Origin of the sequence: Nonomuraea sp. NPDC050202 (genome assembly GCF_040656115.1) — a bacterium.
Classification (GTDB): Bacteria; Actinomycetota; Actinomycetes; order Streptosporangiales; family Streptosporangiaceae; genus Nonomuraea.
Genome location: NZ_JBFALF010000006.1, coordinates 83,806 through 98,421, shown reverse-complemented (window position 1 = coordinate 98,421; position 14,616 = coordinate 83,806). Strand labels below are relative to the sequence as shown.

The 14,616-nt window shown below is 70.9% G+C and carries 17 protein-coding genes, 1 pseudogene and 1 riboswitch; of the genes and pseudogenes, 6 read left to right on the top strand and 12 right to left on the bottom strand.

Translation table 11 applies throughout. The annotated features are described in order from the left end of the window. Window positions 1–22: 22 nt before the first annotated feature. On the top strand, window positions 23–2,338 hold the full coding sequence (locus AB0I79_RS19355; RefSeq protein ID WP_357874574.1) for a hypothetical protein: 2,316 nt from the start codon (window positions 23–25) through the stop codon (window positions 2,336–2,338). A gap of 295 nt (window positions 2,339–2,633) precedes the next feature. On the opposite strand, the pseudogene mptB reads toward AB0I79_RS19355, so the two are convergent. The 5 genes and pseudogenes from mptB to AB0I79_RS19330 form a co-directional block, all read right to left on the bottom strand. Further along, window positions 2,634–3,632: pseudogene (gene mptB / locus AB0I79_RS19350) on the bottom strand (polyprenol phosphomannose-dependent alpha 1,6 mannosyltransferase MptB); the annotation flags it as partial. Between the two features lie 195 nt (window positions 3,633–3,827). Then, window positions 3,828–4,367: a DinB family protein gene (locus AB0I79_RS19345; protein ID WP_357874571.1), complete on the bottom strand. Its 540-nt coding sequence runs from the start codon at window positions 4,365–4,367 to the stop codon at window positions 3,828–3,830. A 24-nt stretch (window positions 4,368–4,391) separates the two neighbouring features. Next, window positions 4,392–5,120, bottom strand: a complete 729-nt coding sequence (locus AB0I79_RS19340; protein WP_357874568.1) for a glycosyltransferase — start codon at window positions 5,118–5,120, stop codon at window positions 4,392–4,394. Window positions 5,121–5,160: 40 nt separating this feature from the next. Then, window positions 5,161–5,307: a hypothetical protein gene (locus AB0I79_RS19335; protein ID WP_357874565.1), complete on the bottom strand. Its 147-nt coding sequence runs from the start codon at window positions 5,305–5,307 to the stop codon at window positions 5,161–5,163. After that, window positions 5,304–5,651 carry an STAS domain-containing protein gene (locus AB0I79_RS19330; protein WP_357874562.1) on the bottom strand — a complete coding sequence of 116 codons (348 nt, stop codon included), beginning with the start codon at window positions 5,649–5,651 and terminating at the stop codon, window positions 5,304–5,306. The genes AB0I79_RS19335 and AB0I79_RS19330 overlap by 4 nt, the downstream gene beginning before the upstream one ends. A 310-nt stretch (window positions 5,652–5,961) precedes the next feature. Between AB0I79_RS19330 and AB0I79_RS19325 the strand changes: the two genes are divergently transcribed. Next, window positions 5,962–6,234: a hypothetical protein gene (locus AB0I79_RS19325; RefSeq protein ID WP_240973466.1), complete on the top strand. Its 273-nt coding sequence runs from the start codon at window positions 5,962–5,964 to the stop codon at window positions 6,232–6,234. A 56-nt stretch (window positions 6,235–6,290) separates the two neighbouring features. On the opposite strand, the gene AB0I79_RS19320 is transcribed toward AB0I79_RS19325, so the two are convergent. Beyond that, window positions 6,291–7,394 (bottom strand): HAMP domain-containing sensor histidine kinase, encoded by a 1,104-nt coding sequence (locus tag AB0I79_RS19320; RefSeq protein WP_357874559.1) that lies wholly within the window; start codon window positions 7,392–7,394, stop codon window positions 6,291–6,293. Then, window positions 7,394–8,089, bottom strand: a complete 696-nt coding sequence (locus AB0I79_RS19315; protein WP_357874556.1) for a response regulator transcription factor — start codon at window positions 8,087–8,089, stop codon at window positions 7,394–7,396. The genes AB0I79_RS19320 and AB0I79_RS19315 overlap by 1 nt, the downstream gene beginning before the upstream one ends. A gap of 94 nt (window positions 8,090–8,183) precedes the next feature. Here AB0I79_RS19315 and AB0I79_RS19310 point away from each other — a divergent pair, with 94 nt between their 5' ends. The 3 genes from AB0I79_RS19310 (at window position 8,184) to yidC (ending at window position 9,299) form a co-directional block, all read left to right on the top strand. Beyond that, on the top strand, window positions 8,184–8,357 hold the full coding sequence (locus AB0I79_RS19310) for a hypothetical protein (protein WP_155128785.1): 174 nt from the start codon (window positions 8,184–8,186) through the stop codon (window positions 8,355–8,357). A gap of 6 nt (window positions 8,358–8,363) precedes the next feature. Further along, on the top strand, window positions 8,364–8,561 hold the full coding sequence (locus AB0I79_RS19305; protein WP_253754533.1) for a DUF6412 domain-containing protein: 198 nt from the start codon (window positions 8,364–8,366) through the stop codon (window positions 8,559–8,561). 90 nt (window positions 8,562–8,651) lie between these two features. Further along, complete coding sequence (gene yidC / locus AB0I79_RS19300; RefSeq protein WP_357874553.1) at window positions 8,652–9,299, top strand: membrane protein insertase YidC; 648 nt, start codon at window positions 8,652–8,654, stop codon at window positions 9,297–9,299. Here the strand turns inward: yidC and AB0I79_RS19295 are convergent. Both AB0I79_RS19295 and AB0I79_RS19290 read right to left on the bottom strand, forming a co-directional pair. Next, window positions 9,296–9,727 carry an ATP-binding protein gene (locus tag AB0I79_RS19295; RefSeq protein WP_357874550.1) on the bottom strand — a complete coding sequence of 144 codons (432 nt, stop codon included), beginning with the start codon at window positions 9,725–9,727 and terminating at the stop codon, window positions 9,296–9,298. The two genes, yidC and AB0I79_RS19295, sit on opposite strands and share 4 nt — an antisense overlap. 142 nt (window positions 9,728–9,869) lie before the next feature. Then, window positions 9,870–11,738 carry a PAS domain-containing sensor histidine kinase gene (locus tag AB0I79_RS19290; protein WP_357874547.1) on the bottom strand — a complete coding sequence of 623 codons (1,869 nt, stop codon included), beginning with the start codon at window positions 11,736–11,738 and terminating at the stop codon, window positions 9,870–9,872. A gap of 94 nt (window positions 11,739–11,832) precedes the next feature. On the opposite strand from AB0I79_RS19290, the gene AB0I79_RS19285 reads away from it, so the two are divergent. Next, window positions 11,833–12,408, top strand: coding sequence for a methylated-DNA--[protein]-cysteine S-methyltransferase (locus AB0I79_RS19285; protein ID WP_357874545.1), 576 nt, complete (start codon window positions 11,833–11,835; stop codon window positions 12,406–12,408). 3 nt (window positions 12,409–12,411) lie between these two features. Here the strand turns inward: AB0I79_RS19285 and AB0I79_RS19280 are convergent, their stop codons facing one another. The 3 genes from AB0I79_RS19280 to AB0I79_RS19270 all read right to left on the bottom strand — a co-directional run bounded on the left by AB0I79_RS19280 (window position 12,412) and on the right by AB0I79_RS19270 (window position 14,590). Further along, window positions 12,412–13,722 carry a cytosine permease gene (locus tag AB0I79_RS19280; protein ID WP_357874542.1) on the bottom strand — a complete coding sequence of 437 codons (1,311 nt, stop codon included), beginning with the start codon at window positions 13,720–13,722 and terminating at the stop codon, window positions 12,412–12,414. Beyond that, window positions 13,712–13,826: riboswitch (TPP riboswitch) on the bottom strand. Its footprint overlaps the gene before it by 11 nt. Window positions 13,827–13,880: 54 nt before the next feature. Continuing rightward, window positions 13,881–14,204, bottom strand: coding sequence for a rhodanese-like domain-containing protein (locus tag AB0I79_RS19275; protein WP_357874538.1), 324 nt, complete (start codon window positions 14,202–14,204; stop codon window positions 13,881–13,883). Next, window positions 14,201–14,590, bottom strand: coding sequence for a helix-turn-helix domain-containing protein (locus AB0I79_RS19270; RefSeq protein WP_357874535.1), 390 nt, complete (start codon window positions 14,588–14,590; stop codon window positions 14,201–14,203). Before AB0I79_RS19270 ends, AB0I79_RS19275 begins: the two co-directional genes overlap by 4 nt. Between the last annotated feature and the right edge of the window lie 26 nt (window positions 14,591–14,616).

The window sequence follows — 14,616 nt, the reverse complement described above, 5'->3', positions numbered from 1 at the left end:
GTCTGTCGCCCCCCAGCGGCGCGTGGCCCTCATCGGCGTTCCCGGCCTGCAGTGGAGCGACCTCGACGAGACCAGAACCCCCAACCTGTGGCGCCTGGTCGCCGAAGGAGCCTCAGCCTCCCTCTCCACCCGAGCCGTCCCGCCCCCGGACCGCGGCATCACCTGCCCCACCGCCGGCTGGCTGACCGTCTCCGCAGGCCAACGGGCCGGCACGGAGGGCAAGGGGTGCCCGCCACCTCCCGCCCCCCAGCAGAACGGCCAGGGCGCCACGGTCCCGAACTGGCGGGCCCTGGCGGCGTACCAGTCGGAAACCGGCTACGACGCCCAGCTCGGCACGCTGGGCCAGCTCGTCGCGGACGGCGGCGGCAAGGTCGCCGCGATCGGCCCGGGCGCCGCGCTGGCCGCAGCCGACAAGTCCGGAAATATCGCCACATACGCCCCCACTCTCGACGCGCTGGGCGATCTCGCCCCCTACACCCTGATCGTCCTCGACGCCGCCGACCTCGCGAACGCCTGGGCCGAGCAGCCCCGCGACGAGTACGGCGTCCCCGCCCCCCTCTCCACGGCCGCCCGCCAGGCGGCGGTGACGCGGGCGGACCAGCAGATCGGGACCCTGACCACCCGGCTCCCCGCCGGCACCACCGTCCTGCTGGCGGGCATCGCGGACGTGACCCCGAACGCCCACCTCCACGTCGCCATCGCCACTGGCCCCTCCCCTGACGGCCGCCCGTACCCCCGCGGCCACCTCACCGCGACCTCCACCCGCCAGGACGCCCTGGTCTCGATCACCGACCTCACCGCCACCACCCTCCAGCTCCTGGGCCTCCCCGCTGCCCGCGAGGTGGTCGGCCGCCCCTGGCAGCCCGGCGGCCCCGCCCCCGCCATGACGTCCGAGACGGTGACGGAGCTGGCCGACGGGGACCTCGCCAGCCAGGTGCTGCGCGAGGTGCGCGGCCCGTTCTTCGCCGTCCTGGTCACGGTCCAGCTCCTCTTCTACGCCTTCGCCGCCCTCGCCCTGCGCCGCCGCCGCACACCCCGCGCGGCCTCCCGCCCATCGCCCCCGAACGGCCTGGCGGCGGATCATGCAAGCCCGGACCAACACCCGATCGGCACGCAAGACACCGGGGGCGTCCAGAACACCCCCGCCGCCCCTGCCACCGATGGCACTCACGACACTCACGGCGCCCACGGCACCTTCGTCACCCACGACGCGAACGGCACGCAGGGCGCTGCCGCCACGCAGGACGCCGGCGAGGAGCATGCGAGCACCTCCAAACTGCTGAGATCCGTCCAAATCGTCGCGGTGATCAGCGGCGCCATCGCCGTGTCCACGTTCCTGGCCCAGCTCGTGCCCTGGTGGACCCTGCCGGTGCCGATGCTGTCGGTGATCCTGACGATCCTCGCCATCGCCGGTCTCATCACCGCCGTCGCCTTCGCCGGCCCCTGGCGGGCCCATGTGCTGGGCCCCCTCACCACCGTCGCCGCCATCACCTCGCTCGCCCTCCTCATCGACGTCATGACCGGCTCGAAGCTCCAGGTGAACGCCGTGACCGGCTACGAGCCCGTGACCGGAGGACGTTTCTACGGCTTCAGCAACATCGCCTTCGCCATCTACGCCACGGGCACCGTCCTCGGGCTCGCAGGGATCGCTCAGTGGCTGCTCGGCAGGGGTGTGTCCAGGGCCGTGGTCGTCACGTTGTGCGCGCTGTACGGGGGATTCGCGGTCTTCGCGGACGGGTGGCCCTCCTGGGGAGCGGACTTCGGCGGTGTTCCGGCGTTCGTGATCGGTCTGGCCGTCTTCCTGATGTTGCTGTCGGGCAAGCGGGTGTCGCTGCTGAGACTCGTGCTGGTGGGCCTGGCGGGGGCCGCGATCGTGGGCGCTCTGTCGGTCGTCGACTGGCTGCGGCCGGAGACCCAGCGGACCCACCTGGGCAACTTCGTGCAGCAGATCATCGACGGTCAGGCGTGGACCGTCATCGCCCGCAAGTTCGGCGCCATGATCGGTGTGACCGTGGGGAACTGGTCGCTGACCCTCCTCTCGCTGGTCGCGCTGGCCTTCCTGTTCCTGGTGCTGGCCCGCCCCTCGCGCTGGGGCGCCGCCGCCCTGGGCCTGGCCTACCAGCAGGCCCCGGCGTTCAGAGCGGGCCTGTTCGGCGCTCTCACGTGCGCCTTCGTCGGCTTCCTGATGAACGACTCCGGCATCGCCATCCCCGCTATGGCCCTGACGGTGGCCGTGCCGCTGACTCTCGCGGCCTGCGTGCGTGCCCTGCAGCTCGCCACGCCCACACCACCAGCGCGGCGGTCAGAGCGAGCAGCACCCAGGCGAGCTGAGGCCTGACCACCTTGCTGAGCCATCCGAGGTCGACCGGCACGCCCTCCACCCTGGCAGGCAGGTACGCCAGCGACAGGACCAGCAGGTGCACGACCACGAACGTGTCCAGCGCGGAGGCCGCGACCAGGGCCAGCAGCGCGAACGCCAGCCCGTCGTACCAGGGCAGGATGTACGGCGTGGCGAACAGGTAGGCCACCACCAGCCCCACCGCCACGACGGGCGCCTCCAGCCCGCCGCCATGCCCTCCTCCCGGCAGCCCTCCGCCCGGCAGCCCTCCGCCCAGCAGCCCCCTGCGTGCGGCCAGGCGGAGCAGCGCCCAGGCGATGAGCGCCAGCAGCAGGAGGGAGCCGACCTGGATCTCCCCCCGATACGCGCTTCCGGTGCCCACGATCGACTGGAGCCAGCCCTGGACCAGCTTCCAGGGGGACGCGTGCGAGATCGACTTGCTCGTCCGGGTCATCGGCGCGATCGCCTCGGGACCGACGATCACGTACCCGACGACCACCACCACGACCGCGCACCCCGCCATCAGGGCCAGGCGGGCGGGGCGTCGCCGCAGCTCCCACGCCGGCCCGAGAGCCACCAGACCGGCGTTGACCTTGACCGCCACCCCCAGCCCCAGCAGGGCACCCGCGCCGACGGGGCGGCTCCTGGCCAGGAGCGCGGCCACCATGCAGGCGATGGCGAGGGTGTCGACGTGCATGCCCGCGACGAGCTGGTAGAGCAGGAGGGGGTTGGCCGTCCAGAGCAGGGCCGCCCGGAGGCGCCTGGCGGGGTCGTCCCTGGTGAAGCGGTCGATCAGCAGGGCCGTCGCGATGAACGCGGCGGCGTTGACGAGGGCCAGGACGAACATCGTCAGCTTGAGCGAGTCGCCGCCGATCCAGCTCGCCAGCGCCTGCACGGCCGTGGCCACCGGGCCGTAGACGCTCGGCTCCTCGCGCCAGGGCTCCTCCACCGCCTCCGCGATCGGGTCGCCCGGGAGGTCGATGGCGCCGTGGGTGTAGGGGCTGAGGCCCAGTGTCACCATCCGGCCGTATGCGGCGTAGTTGAGGTGGTCGCCGGAGCCCGAGGGAGGCAGGAACGCCAGGATGCCGGCGGCGAGGCAGCCGGCGAGGACGAGCCGTCGCGGGTCGGGCAGCCGCCGCCGAGCCTCGGGGGAGAGGGCGAGCAGGGCGGCCAGCAGGCCGAAGCCGCCGAGGACGATGGCTGCCGCCGCCAGGGCGATCACCAGGTGCGGCTCGGGCTCGACGTCCAAGGAGAAGGGCGGAAGCCAGGCCGGGCCACCCAACGCGGGCACCATCGGCGACGGCCCCAGGAGGCCGATGGTGATCGTCAGCAGGACCGAGACGCAGATCGCCGCCGTGGCGGCCCCTGCCGGCCGGCCCCGCGCCTCATCGCGATGCGTCTGCGAAGTCACCGGGAAATTCCAGCACACTCGCGAGACGCCTTCCGACGAAGCGCGGTCACCTGTGGACAACCAGCTCCAGGGGACGCGTCACTCGCCGGTCAGCCCGTCCACCGACTCGCGGATGAGGTCGGCGTGACCGTTGTGCCGCGCGTACTCCTCGATCATGTGCACCAGGATCCACCGCACGCTGACCCGCCGCCCGTCGGCCCAGGCGCGCCGCGACAGGCGGTCCAGGCCGCCGTCGGCCAGCGCCTCGTCGAGCAGGAGGCGGGAGCGGGACACGGCGTCCTGCCAGAGGTCGCGCAGCTCCTCGGGAGTGTCCCCGGCGGCCGAGTGCCACTCCCAGTCGGGGTCGCTCTTCCAGTCGACCGTCGTCCACAGGGACTGGCCCTCGCGGTCGTGCAGGTGACGGGAGAACCAGTGGTTCTCCACGTACGCGAGGTGCTTGAGCATCCCGCCCAGCGTCATCGACGACGCCCCCACGGTGGCCTTGAGCCCGCCCGCGTCCAGCCCGGCGCATTTCCAGGCGAAGGTGGCCCGGTGGAACTCCAGGTAACCCACGAGGGTGGCGGTCTCGTCGCCGTCGAGGGGAGGTTCCGGACGACCCTGCTCGTCAATGTCGGGCATGCCGAAATTGTAGGGGCAAGGGCGTCAGCGTCGATGCCGGAGCTTGTCGAGGTTCTGCACGACCACAGGCTCCCGCACCGCCAGCGCCCGAGCCACGTCGCGCAGCTGCCGGGCCCGGTGCAGCTGCGCCCGCCAGTCGGTGCCCGTGGCCCGATGGGCCATGTCCACCTCGACCTCGACGACGCGGTACCCCTTGCGCAGCAGGTCGATGGTCAGCGCCGTCTCCACGCCGAACCCGTGCGCCAGCGGCCGCGCCGCCTCGAACGCGGCTCGGCTGAGGCAACGTTGCCCGTTGAGCGGCTGGGCGGGGTCGAAGCCGGTGGCTCGGCGGATGCCCTCCTTGGACAGCCGTACGACTAATCCGTGCCCCCCGAGCCTCACCCTCGTGGTGAACACGGCGATCGTCATGTCCGCCTCGCCCTCGCGTACGGGCGTGATGAGGGGCGCCGCGGCCTGGGCCGTCGCGCCGAGGTCGGCGTCGAGGAAGAGGAGGTGGCGCGGGGTGGCGTCCTCGTCGAGGAGGCGTACGGCCTCGGCGCCCGTCTCCATGGCGGCGGCCTTGCCGCGGTTGCGGCTGTGACGCACCACCCGGGCGCCGGCCGCGCGGGCCACCCTGCCGGTCTGGTCGGTCGAGCCGTCGTCCACGACCACGACGAGGTCGACGCCGGGCAGGGCCGCTGCGGCCCTGACGGTGGCCGAGATGCGATCGGCCTCGTTGACGGCGGGAATGATGACCGCCGTGTCGCCACTCACCGGTCATCGCCTCCACGGAAGTAGCCCGTGGCGTCCGCACTCACCGGTCATCGCCTCCGCGCAGGTCGTTCGTCGCGTCGTCCACCTTCACCCGGTCATCCTTCACCCGGTCGTCGCATCCGCGCAGATCGCTCGTCGCGTCCCCCTCACCCGTCATCGCCTCCGCGGCGACGTACGAACCCGTCATGAGCCCTCTGCGATGAGGAACTCCTGCGGCACCTCATCATGCACGGTGAACACCGAGTCGAGCCCCGTGACCTGCAGGATCTTGCGTACGGCGGGACGCGGTGCGGCCACCTCCAGCGCCCCTCCCTGCTCTTTCATCCGCTTGAGCGCCGAGAGCAGCACGTTCATCCCCGTGGAGTCGCAGAAATCCACGGCGGACATGTCGATGACCACCCGGCCAGGCCCGTCCTGCAGCAGCCGAGTGAACTCGGACTGCAGGTGGGGCGCCGTATAGAGGTCGATTTCTCCGGTTATGGCAACGAGTGCGCACCCGGCATGTGATCGAGTCGAGACCTTGAGCTCCACATGGGCAGGCTAGCGGCGCGAGCGCTTCCGGTCACGTTGTCACGCCGATAGGGGAACCACAGGTTTTTGTCCTCCGTTTGGGCTCCATGAAAACGGAGAGTACGCGAAGCTTGACAGCGTGACACGGGAACCGCCACCGCTTCGTGGAGAAGGAGGGGCCGGGGCACGACCGACGGGCCCCGCATCGATGAAAGCCGAGAAACCCGAAGACGCTCAGCGCCAGGGGCTGCGAGAACGCCTAGAGACCATCCAAATCAGCACAGAGAAGGCGACGTCATGGCATGACCAAGCGGGGCGCCTGCGCGGCCTGGTGAACCACGAAGGCTACGTCCCCATCCGCACCAGGCTCGCGATCGAGGACCTGGAGTTCCTCGCCGGGGCACGCACCGAGTTGCTCAGGTTCTCGGAGCTCGGGCTCAGGTTGCTCGATCTCCATCAGCCGCGCGACGCGGGGGGCATCACGAGTGACACCGCCCACCCGATTCTGCGGTGCCGGAGCTGCATGTGGCGCTGGCCGTGCCCGACGTTCCGGGCGATGGCCGAGTCGTTCGGCGAGCCTCGGGACCTGCCGGAGAGCGCCTGAGCGAGGGTGCGCGGAAGTCGGCCGCCGGAGAGCGCCTGAGCGGAGGTGTGCGGAAGTCAGCCGCCGACCAGGGGCAGCCGGATCTCGAACCGGCACCCCGGCCCGTCGTTGACCACCTCGATCACCCCGTCGTGCGCCTCGACGATCCCTTGCGCGATGGCCAGCCCGAGCCCGGCCCCTCCGTCAGCGGTAGGGGTACGAGCCGCCTCCCCCCGGAAGGCCACCTCGAACACCCGCGGCAGGTCCTCCTCGGGTATCCCCCCGCAACAGTCCGTGACCGACAGACAGGCCATCCCCGAGGAGTCCACCTCGGCCCGCAGCACCACGCTCTGATCGGACGGCGTGTGCCTGATGGCGTTGACCACCAGGTTCCCCAGGGCCCGGCCGAGGGCTCCGGCGTCGGCCTCCACGGGCACGGCGGCCGACGCCTCGGCCGTGAGCACCACGCCCTTGGCCCTGGCCAGCGGCTCCGCGCCGGCCAGCGTGTCGGCGACCAGGTCCGCGAGCCCGATCCTGGCCCGCGACAGCCGCAGCGCCCCGGCATGGATCCGCGACAGCTCGAACAGGTCGTCCACCATGGCGGACAGCCGCTCGACCTCCAGCTTGATCTGCCCGTGGTAGCGCGCGACCGTCTCCGGGTCGGACACCACGCCGTCCTCCAGCGCCTCCGCCATGGCCCGCATCCCGGCCAGCGGCGTCCGCAGGTCGTGGCTCACCCATGCGACCAGCTCGCGCCTGGCGCCCTCCAGGGCCCGCTCCCGCGCGTACGCCTCCTCCAGGGTGTTCGCGATCGTCTGCAGCTCGGCGGGCAACCCCTGAGGGGCTGTGAACGGCGCGACCCGCACCGCCTCCACCAGCCGCCTGCTCTCCCCGACCACCCGCCTGGCCAGCACGAACGCCACGCCGAGCCCCACCAGCCCGCCGACGGCCACCACGCTCAGCACGAAGTCCTTGGTCGCCCCCTCGATGATCATCTTGTTGATGATCGCCACGACGCCGGCCAGCGTGGCCGTCACGGCGACCACCACGACCACGGCCAGCATCACCCCGATCGACCTGGTACGCAGCCGCCACATCAGCCAGATGCCCGACAGCGCGACGAGCAGCCCCAGCCCGGCCGTGACGGCCACGATCATGGGCAGGTCGCCCGGCCGGGGCATCAGGCGTCGTCCAGGGGCTCGTACCGGTAGCCGACCCCCCACACCGTGACGATCCTTCGCGGATCGGTCGGATCGGGCTCGATCTTCTCCCGCAGCCGCCGCACGTGCACGGTCACGGTCGAGGAGTCGCCGAACGACCACCCCCACACCTGGTTGAGCAGCGCCGACCGGCTGAACGCCTGCCGAGGGTTGCGCATGAGGTGGGCCAGCAGGTCGAACTCGCGGGCCGTCAGCAGCACCTCCTCGCCCCGCAGCCGCACCTCGTGGGCCCCCACGTCCACCACCAGGTCCCCGTCGCGCAGCACCCCGGTGCCCCCGGTCACCGAAGCCCCGCGCGCCCGCCGCAGCACCGACTGCACGCGCAGCGCCAGCTCGCGCGGGCTGAACGGCTTGGTCACGTAGTCGTCGGCCCCGGTCTCGAGCCCGACCACGCGGTCGATCTCCTCGCCGAGGGCGGTCAACATGATCACCGGGACCGGCCAGCGTTCCCTGAGCTTCCTGCACACCTGGAGCCCGTCGAGCTTGGGCAGCATCAGGTCGAGCACCATGAGGTCGGGCGGCCGGGCCAGCGCCCTGCGCAGCGCCTCGGCACCGTCGCCGACGCACTCGACCTCGTGCCCGTCACGCTCCAGATAGCGCGCCACGACCTCGGACACGGTCGGATCGTCGTCCACCACCAGGATGCGTGTGTTCACCTCTTCACGGTACGGCCAGGCCGCCGGGAAGTGATGTGCGCGTCATCGCTTCGTAAGGCTCGCGGATCATGTCCCGAGGACGTACGGTGGCCCCATGGGTAGAGTCGTGATGCTCGTCATAGGGACCTTGCTGGGTCTCTTCGTGCTGTTCAATTTCCTGCTGCCGATGCTGGCAGGCCTGATCAAGCTCGCTCTGATCATCGGCGTCATCGCGGTCCTCGTCTTCGTGGCGGTCGCCGTGGTGGGCAAGTCGTCGCGTTCCCACTGACGCTCGATGCAGCTTCTGTTCGATCCGTGGCTGGTGGGGATCACCATGGTGGCGATCCTGCTGCTGGCCACATGGGCGGCCACGCTGCTGCCCGCCCTCAGCGGAGAGCCGCCGAGCTTCCCGCTGTCCTACGCGCGCCGCACGGCCTTCCAGCGGCAGCGTGACCCCGACGCGGCCGGCCGGTCGCGTCCACGAGCGCCTTAGGCGTGCCCCGCTTCCACGTCACGTCACGTCAAGCGGGGCTCTCTCGACAACGAGCGAGCCCGGACATTCCCCTTCGAGGAAACAGGGCTCATGATCGATTCTCTTGTCACGTTCGTCATCGGCATGTCCGGCGGCAGCGCCGCGCTCGGCATCGTGCTGTTCACGCTGGCCGTACGGCTCCTGCTGCTGCCGCTCAACGTCCGCCAGGCCCGTACGATGAAGATCCGCGAGAAGCTCGCCCCGAAGCTGCGTGAGCTGCACAAGCGCCACGGGCGAAACCCCGAGCGGCTGTCGAGGGAGCTGAAGGCGCTCTACGCCAAGGAAGGCACCTCGCCGTTCGCCGGGTTCCTGCCGATGCTGGCGCAGTTGCCGTTCATGTGGCTGATGTACAGCGTCGCCACGCACCCGACCGCGCTCGTGGGCCATCAGCTCTTCGGGGCACCGCTGGGGCAGCAGGTCGCCGGGGTGGTGGCTAATTACGGTCTGGTCAGCGGGCCAGTTTTGGTCTTTGTCTTGGTCATCGCACTGGTCGCAGCGGCGGCCTGGCTTTCCGCCAGGCAAATGAAGATCGCGGAGGAGCAGCCGGAGCTGATGAAGAAGATCATGCGACTGCTGCCGTACGGCTCGGTGCTGGCGGCGCTCTTCCTGCCGCTGGCCGCGGGGCTCTACCTGCTCGTCTCGACGGTGTGGGCGGTCACCGAGCGAGCAGCGCTCAACAGGGCGCTCCAGCCCGCCTAGCTGACCTCTCTCAGGGCCGCCACCTGCCCGTTCATCGACTGGCTCGGAGCGGGCAGGATGGCCCAGACGGTCGTCGTGTCACCGTCGTGCCTGACCCCCCAGCTCTCCGCCACGTACTCCACGATGCCCAACCCCCGGCCCCCGAGCGAGGACAGGGTCGGGCGGCCCGCCCGCGGCTCTGTGGCCGCTCCCCCGTCGCTCACCGCCACTTCGATGTGATCGTCGCTGCGTAGCCAGGCCACCCTGACCATGCCCGACGGCAGCGGATGCGCGTGCCGCAGCGCGTTGCTCAGCAACTCGCTCACCACCAGCACTGCATCGTCGATCGCGGCGGCAAAGACCCCACAGTCCTGCAGGTCAGTGCTCAGACGCTGGCGGGCGACGGCAACGCTGGACGGCGCGTACGGCAGCAGCACCACGCTTGACACACCCACCTCCCCGTTACCTGTGCCCCCCGCGGGAACACTCCCCGGTACGACCGAAATGCCCCGTTACTCGATCCCAGAAACCGCATCTCGATCACAGCTTGTACACATTGGACGATAGATCAGCTCAACCGTGACCACCTCGTTACCGCATCGGTGTGTCGGATCGGATAGGGACAGCACACCTGAGTACGAGGCGCATTCTGGTGCCTCCTTCCGGCCTTGGATGCGCGCTGACATCTCCCCCCTGTGCCCTGGCGAGGCTGCGGACGATGTAGAGACCGAGCCCTACTCCACCAAACCGTCTCCGGTCGCCGCTGTCCACCTGGACGAAGCGCTCAAAGATCCGCTCCCGGTCAGGCGGGGCGATACCGATCCCCTCATCGTCGACCACCACGACCACGTTGTCCTCCTCGGGCCAGGCCCCGACGCTGATCAGCCCGCCCCTGGGCGAGTACTTGAACGCGTTCTCCAGGAGCTGGCCGAGGATGATGTCGGTGGCCAGGGCGTCGCCCAGCACGTACGGCAGCCCCTCGGCCAGGTCCACCTCCACCCGGTGCTTGTCCGACAGCGCGGGCAGCCCCAGGGTGGCCCCGTCGATCCGCTCGGCCAGGTCGAACTCCTCGATCCGCACCTTCAGCTCGTCGGCCCCCGCCCTGGCGCCCAGCAGCAGATGATCCATCAGCTCGCCCAGCGACCTGGCCCGCTCGGCGATGGTGTGCACGGCCGAGCGGCGCTCGGGATCGTTCATCTTGTCCCAGCGCGAGTCGAGCGTGCTGGCGAACCCCCGCACGATCGTGATCGGCGTGCGCAGCTCGTGGCTGGTCGTGGCCAGGAACAGGTCCTTGGCCTCCTCCAGCTCCTTGGCCGCGGTCACGTCGCGGAAGTCCACCACGAACTCGCCGGTCTCCTCGATCTGCGCGCTGACCACGTCCAGCCACCGCCCGTTGTCGAGCTGGAAGGTGCCCTTCTCCCCGGCCCCCGGCACCGGGAACGGCGGCGGCCCGCCGATGACGGACTCGCCGGGCAGCGCGGTCAGCTCCGCCGCGGCCGGGTTCCAGCGCACGACCCGGCCGGCCTGGTCGAGCACGGCGATGCCGTCGGCGCTGGCGTCGAACACCGCCCGCTCGTGCGCCCGCTGCCGCACCGCCTCCTGGTAGGCCACCGCGTTGCCGACCGCGATGCCCGCGTGCCCGGCCAGCAGCTCCAGCAGCTCCAGCTCGACATGCCCGGGCGTGCTGTTGGCGAACAGCGCGTAGAGCGCGCCGTACGGCCGCCCGCCCACGGCCGCCAGCCCCAGCGCGATCGTGTGCAGCCCGCTCAGCCGGGCCCACACCAGGCCGTCCAGCCCGTGGGACTCCAGCAGCACGGTCTTGCCCGTGCGTAAAAGTTTGTCCACCAGGCTCGTCCGCAGCTCGGTGGTGGTCCCCCTGATCGAGGCCGGCAACTGGTACGTGCTGACCAGGCGCAGCCGTTCGCCCTCGATGAGCACGAACCCGCCCGCGTCCGCGCCGGTGAGCTCGGTGAGGCTGGCCGAGATCCGGTCCAGCACGGCCGACAGCTCCAGCTCGGAGTTGATGTCGCCGACCACGTCGGTGAGGCGGCGCACGAGCCTGGCCCGGCGCGCCCCGCGTTCCCTGGCCACGTGGTCGGCGAGCGCCGGGTGGTAGACGCACACGTAGCCGCCCACGGCGCTGCCCAGGCGCAACGCGCTGATGTCCACCCGCAGGTCGAGCAGGGTGCCGTTGCTGTGCAGGCGCCTGGTGCGCAGCGACACGGGCTCGCCGGTGCGTACCCGCTCCAGCGCGGCGGTGTGCTCGGTGGTCAGCTCGTCCGGCACGATGGGCGCCCTGCGCCCGATCACCTCGTCCGCGCTCCAGCCGAACACCCGCTCCGCCGCGGCGTTCCACACCAGCACGCTCTGGTCCCGGTCGAGCGCCACGACGGCGTTGGGCGAGCTGGCGAGCGCCGCGCGAGCGATCTCATCGTCACTACCGGCCCATTCGTCCCCCACTACTCCATAGTGCACGCGGTGCGGTGGGTGCGTCGGGAGATCCGTCCGATACGCTGCGGTCACGGTGATTCCCGGCGGTGGGAGGGTGCGAGGCATGTCGAGCAACGATCTCGATGCCCTGTTGCGGGTGACCTCCAGCACCTATCGGGGTGAGACACCGCCCGACATCGCCTTCGGCACCTACGACGGCGCCGTGGGCAGGCTGGTGCTGGCCGTGACGGGCAAGGGCATCGCGGCGTGCAGTTTCGAGGCGGAGAACGACGTGTACGAGCTGGTCACCAGGCATGTGGGCAGCTTCATCGGGCCTGAGGCCAGGCGGCTCGACCCGGTGCGCAGGGAGCTCGACGCGTACTTCTCCGGGCGGCTGCGCACGTTCACCACGCCGGTGGACCTGGCGCTGGCCACGCCGTTCGCGCGCTCGGTGCTGCAGAAGACCACGGCCGTGCCCTACGGCACCACCACGACGCTGGAGCGGATCGGCGAGAGCATCGGCCGGCCGCGCGCGCTGCGGGCGATCGGCAACGCGCTGGCCTCCAACCCCGTCTGCGTGATCGTGCCCTGCCACCGGGTGGTGCGCGAGGACGGCGCGCTCGGCGACTACGCGGGCGGTCCGGCCGCCAAGCAGCACCTGCTCAACGTCGAGCGGCGTACCGTCGACGCGGGCAGGTAGCCCTCACCGGCGCCCGCGCAGCAGCAGGCCGATGAGCAGCGTGACCAGCGCGGCCACCAGCGCGCCGCCCAGCGCGCCGTTCATCCACACCTGCCGGGTGAAGCCGATGGCCTCGCGCACGCCCGCCCAGAAGCCGTCCCACGCCGCGACGGTCGGTGTCGAGGTCGTCAGCCAGTAGGCCACGAAGCCCAGCGCCCACGGCACCAGCATCGACCAGCGGGAGGGCGCGTTCTCCTCGGTGTTCCAGCGGCGGGCGCCGCCCAGCAGGAAGTAGTCCACGGCCAGCACCGCGAACATCGGCACGAACACCGCCCCGATCACGCCCAGGAACGCGCCGTACGACGTCACGTCCACGAGCAGGGCGATCACGACGGTGAGCACCCCGATGGCGACGGAGAAGGCGCGCCGGTCCACGCGCGGCATCAGGTTCTGCAGCGAGACCGTCGTCGAGTAGACGTTGGCGAAGGACTGGTCGGTCTCGCGCAGCACCAGGATGGCGAAGAACAGCGCCCCCAGCGGCACCGCGACGAACGTGCCGAACACGGCGTCCGCGTTGCCCGCGATGGCCACCGCGTACACGCCCAGCCCCAGGCACGCCACCTGCGCCAGCGTGTAACCGCCGACCACCCCGGTGAAGGCCGCGCCGGTGGAGCGCGAGTGCCGGGCGAAGTCGGCCGCCATCGGCACCCACGACACCGACAGCGCGATCACGTAGTCGACCGCGGCGGGGAAGGCGGTCCACGAGCCGCCCTCCTGCGCCGGCGCCTGCCGCAGGAAGAACCAGGTGAACCAGACCATCGCGATGATCACGCCGATCGTCACGTACCGGCGCAGCACCCGGATCGACCCGAGCGGCCAGATCGTCAGCGCGGTGGTCAGCACCCCCGCCAGGATCACCCACACCGCGTACGGCACCGCGGGGAAGATCGCGCCGGCGCCCATGGCGATCACCCAGAGCTCGAACGCGCCCCAGCCGAGCATCTGCACGATGTTCAGCACCGTCGGCACGTAGGAGATCTTCGCTCCGAACAGCCCGCGCAGCAGCACCATCGCAGGCTGCCCCGTCTGCGTCCCGGGAACGGCCGACAGGCCCACCATCGCCGTGCCGATCAGGCTGCCGACCACGGTCGCCACGAGCGCCGCCGCGAGGCTGAGCGGGGCGTTGCCCAGCGGGTTGACCAGGAACATCGCCCCGGAGAAGCCGAGAAGGCTGACGCCGAGGTTCGCCCAGAGCGCGCCCTGGTCGAGCACGCCCAGCGTCTTCGGCGGCCGGCCTTCGAGTGTCAGCGGAACTTCGTCGGCGACATGCGTCATCGCACACTCCCTACGCCGGCATTACCCGGACAGGTTCAGGCGGTCGGCAGCGGCTAGGTAGCTGCCCTCTCAGCCCGGCACCCCGAGCTCCCGCGACGATCTGTAGTTTGCGCCCTCATCATGCCTCAATGGCGGCTGAACCGCCATAGTGGGTGGGTTCAGGCCACGTACGGCGGCTGCCCCGTCTCGCTGACCATCGGCTTGCTCGCGGACTCCCACGCCTGCATGCCGCCCCCCACGTTGACCGCGTCGCGCCCGAGCTGGTTGAGCCAGGCCGCCACGTTCATGGACCGCCCGCCCACCCGGCAGACGACGTAGACGGTGCGGTCGGCGGGCACCTCGTCGACCCGGCCCTGGATCTGGGTCATGGGGATGTGCACGGCCTCGGGCGCGTGCCCGGCCAGCCATTCGTCCTGCTCGCGGACGTCGAGCAGGTAAGCGTCTGCGGGAACGGCGGTGGCCTCGATCTCAGGAACGGTCATGACTCCATCATCTCGCGCCGCGCGTCGTAGGCGGCACGCGCCGCGATGATCTCCTCCTGGTGCTGCTCGGTCCAGGTGACCAGGGACTTGATGGTCTGGTGCAGCGTCCGGCCGAGCGGCGTCAGCGCGTAGTCCACGCGAGGCGGCACGACCGGGTGGACCGTCCGGGTGACCAGGCCGTCGCGTTCGAGCTGGCGCAGGGTGACGCTGAGCATGCGCTGGCTGATGCCGTCGATCTCGCGGCGGAGCTGGGTGAAGCGCAGGCTCTGGCAGTCGAGCAGCGCGATCACCAGCAGCGACCACTTGTCGGCGATGCGGTCGAGGATCTGGCGGACCTCGCAGTCCTCCCGCACGTCCCACTGGCGCGCGTCGTAGTCGTCGTCCACGGTGCCTTCGCAGTAACTGAGTGATC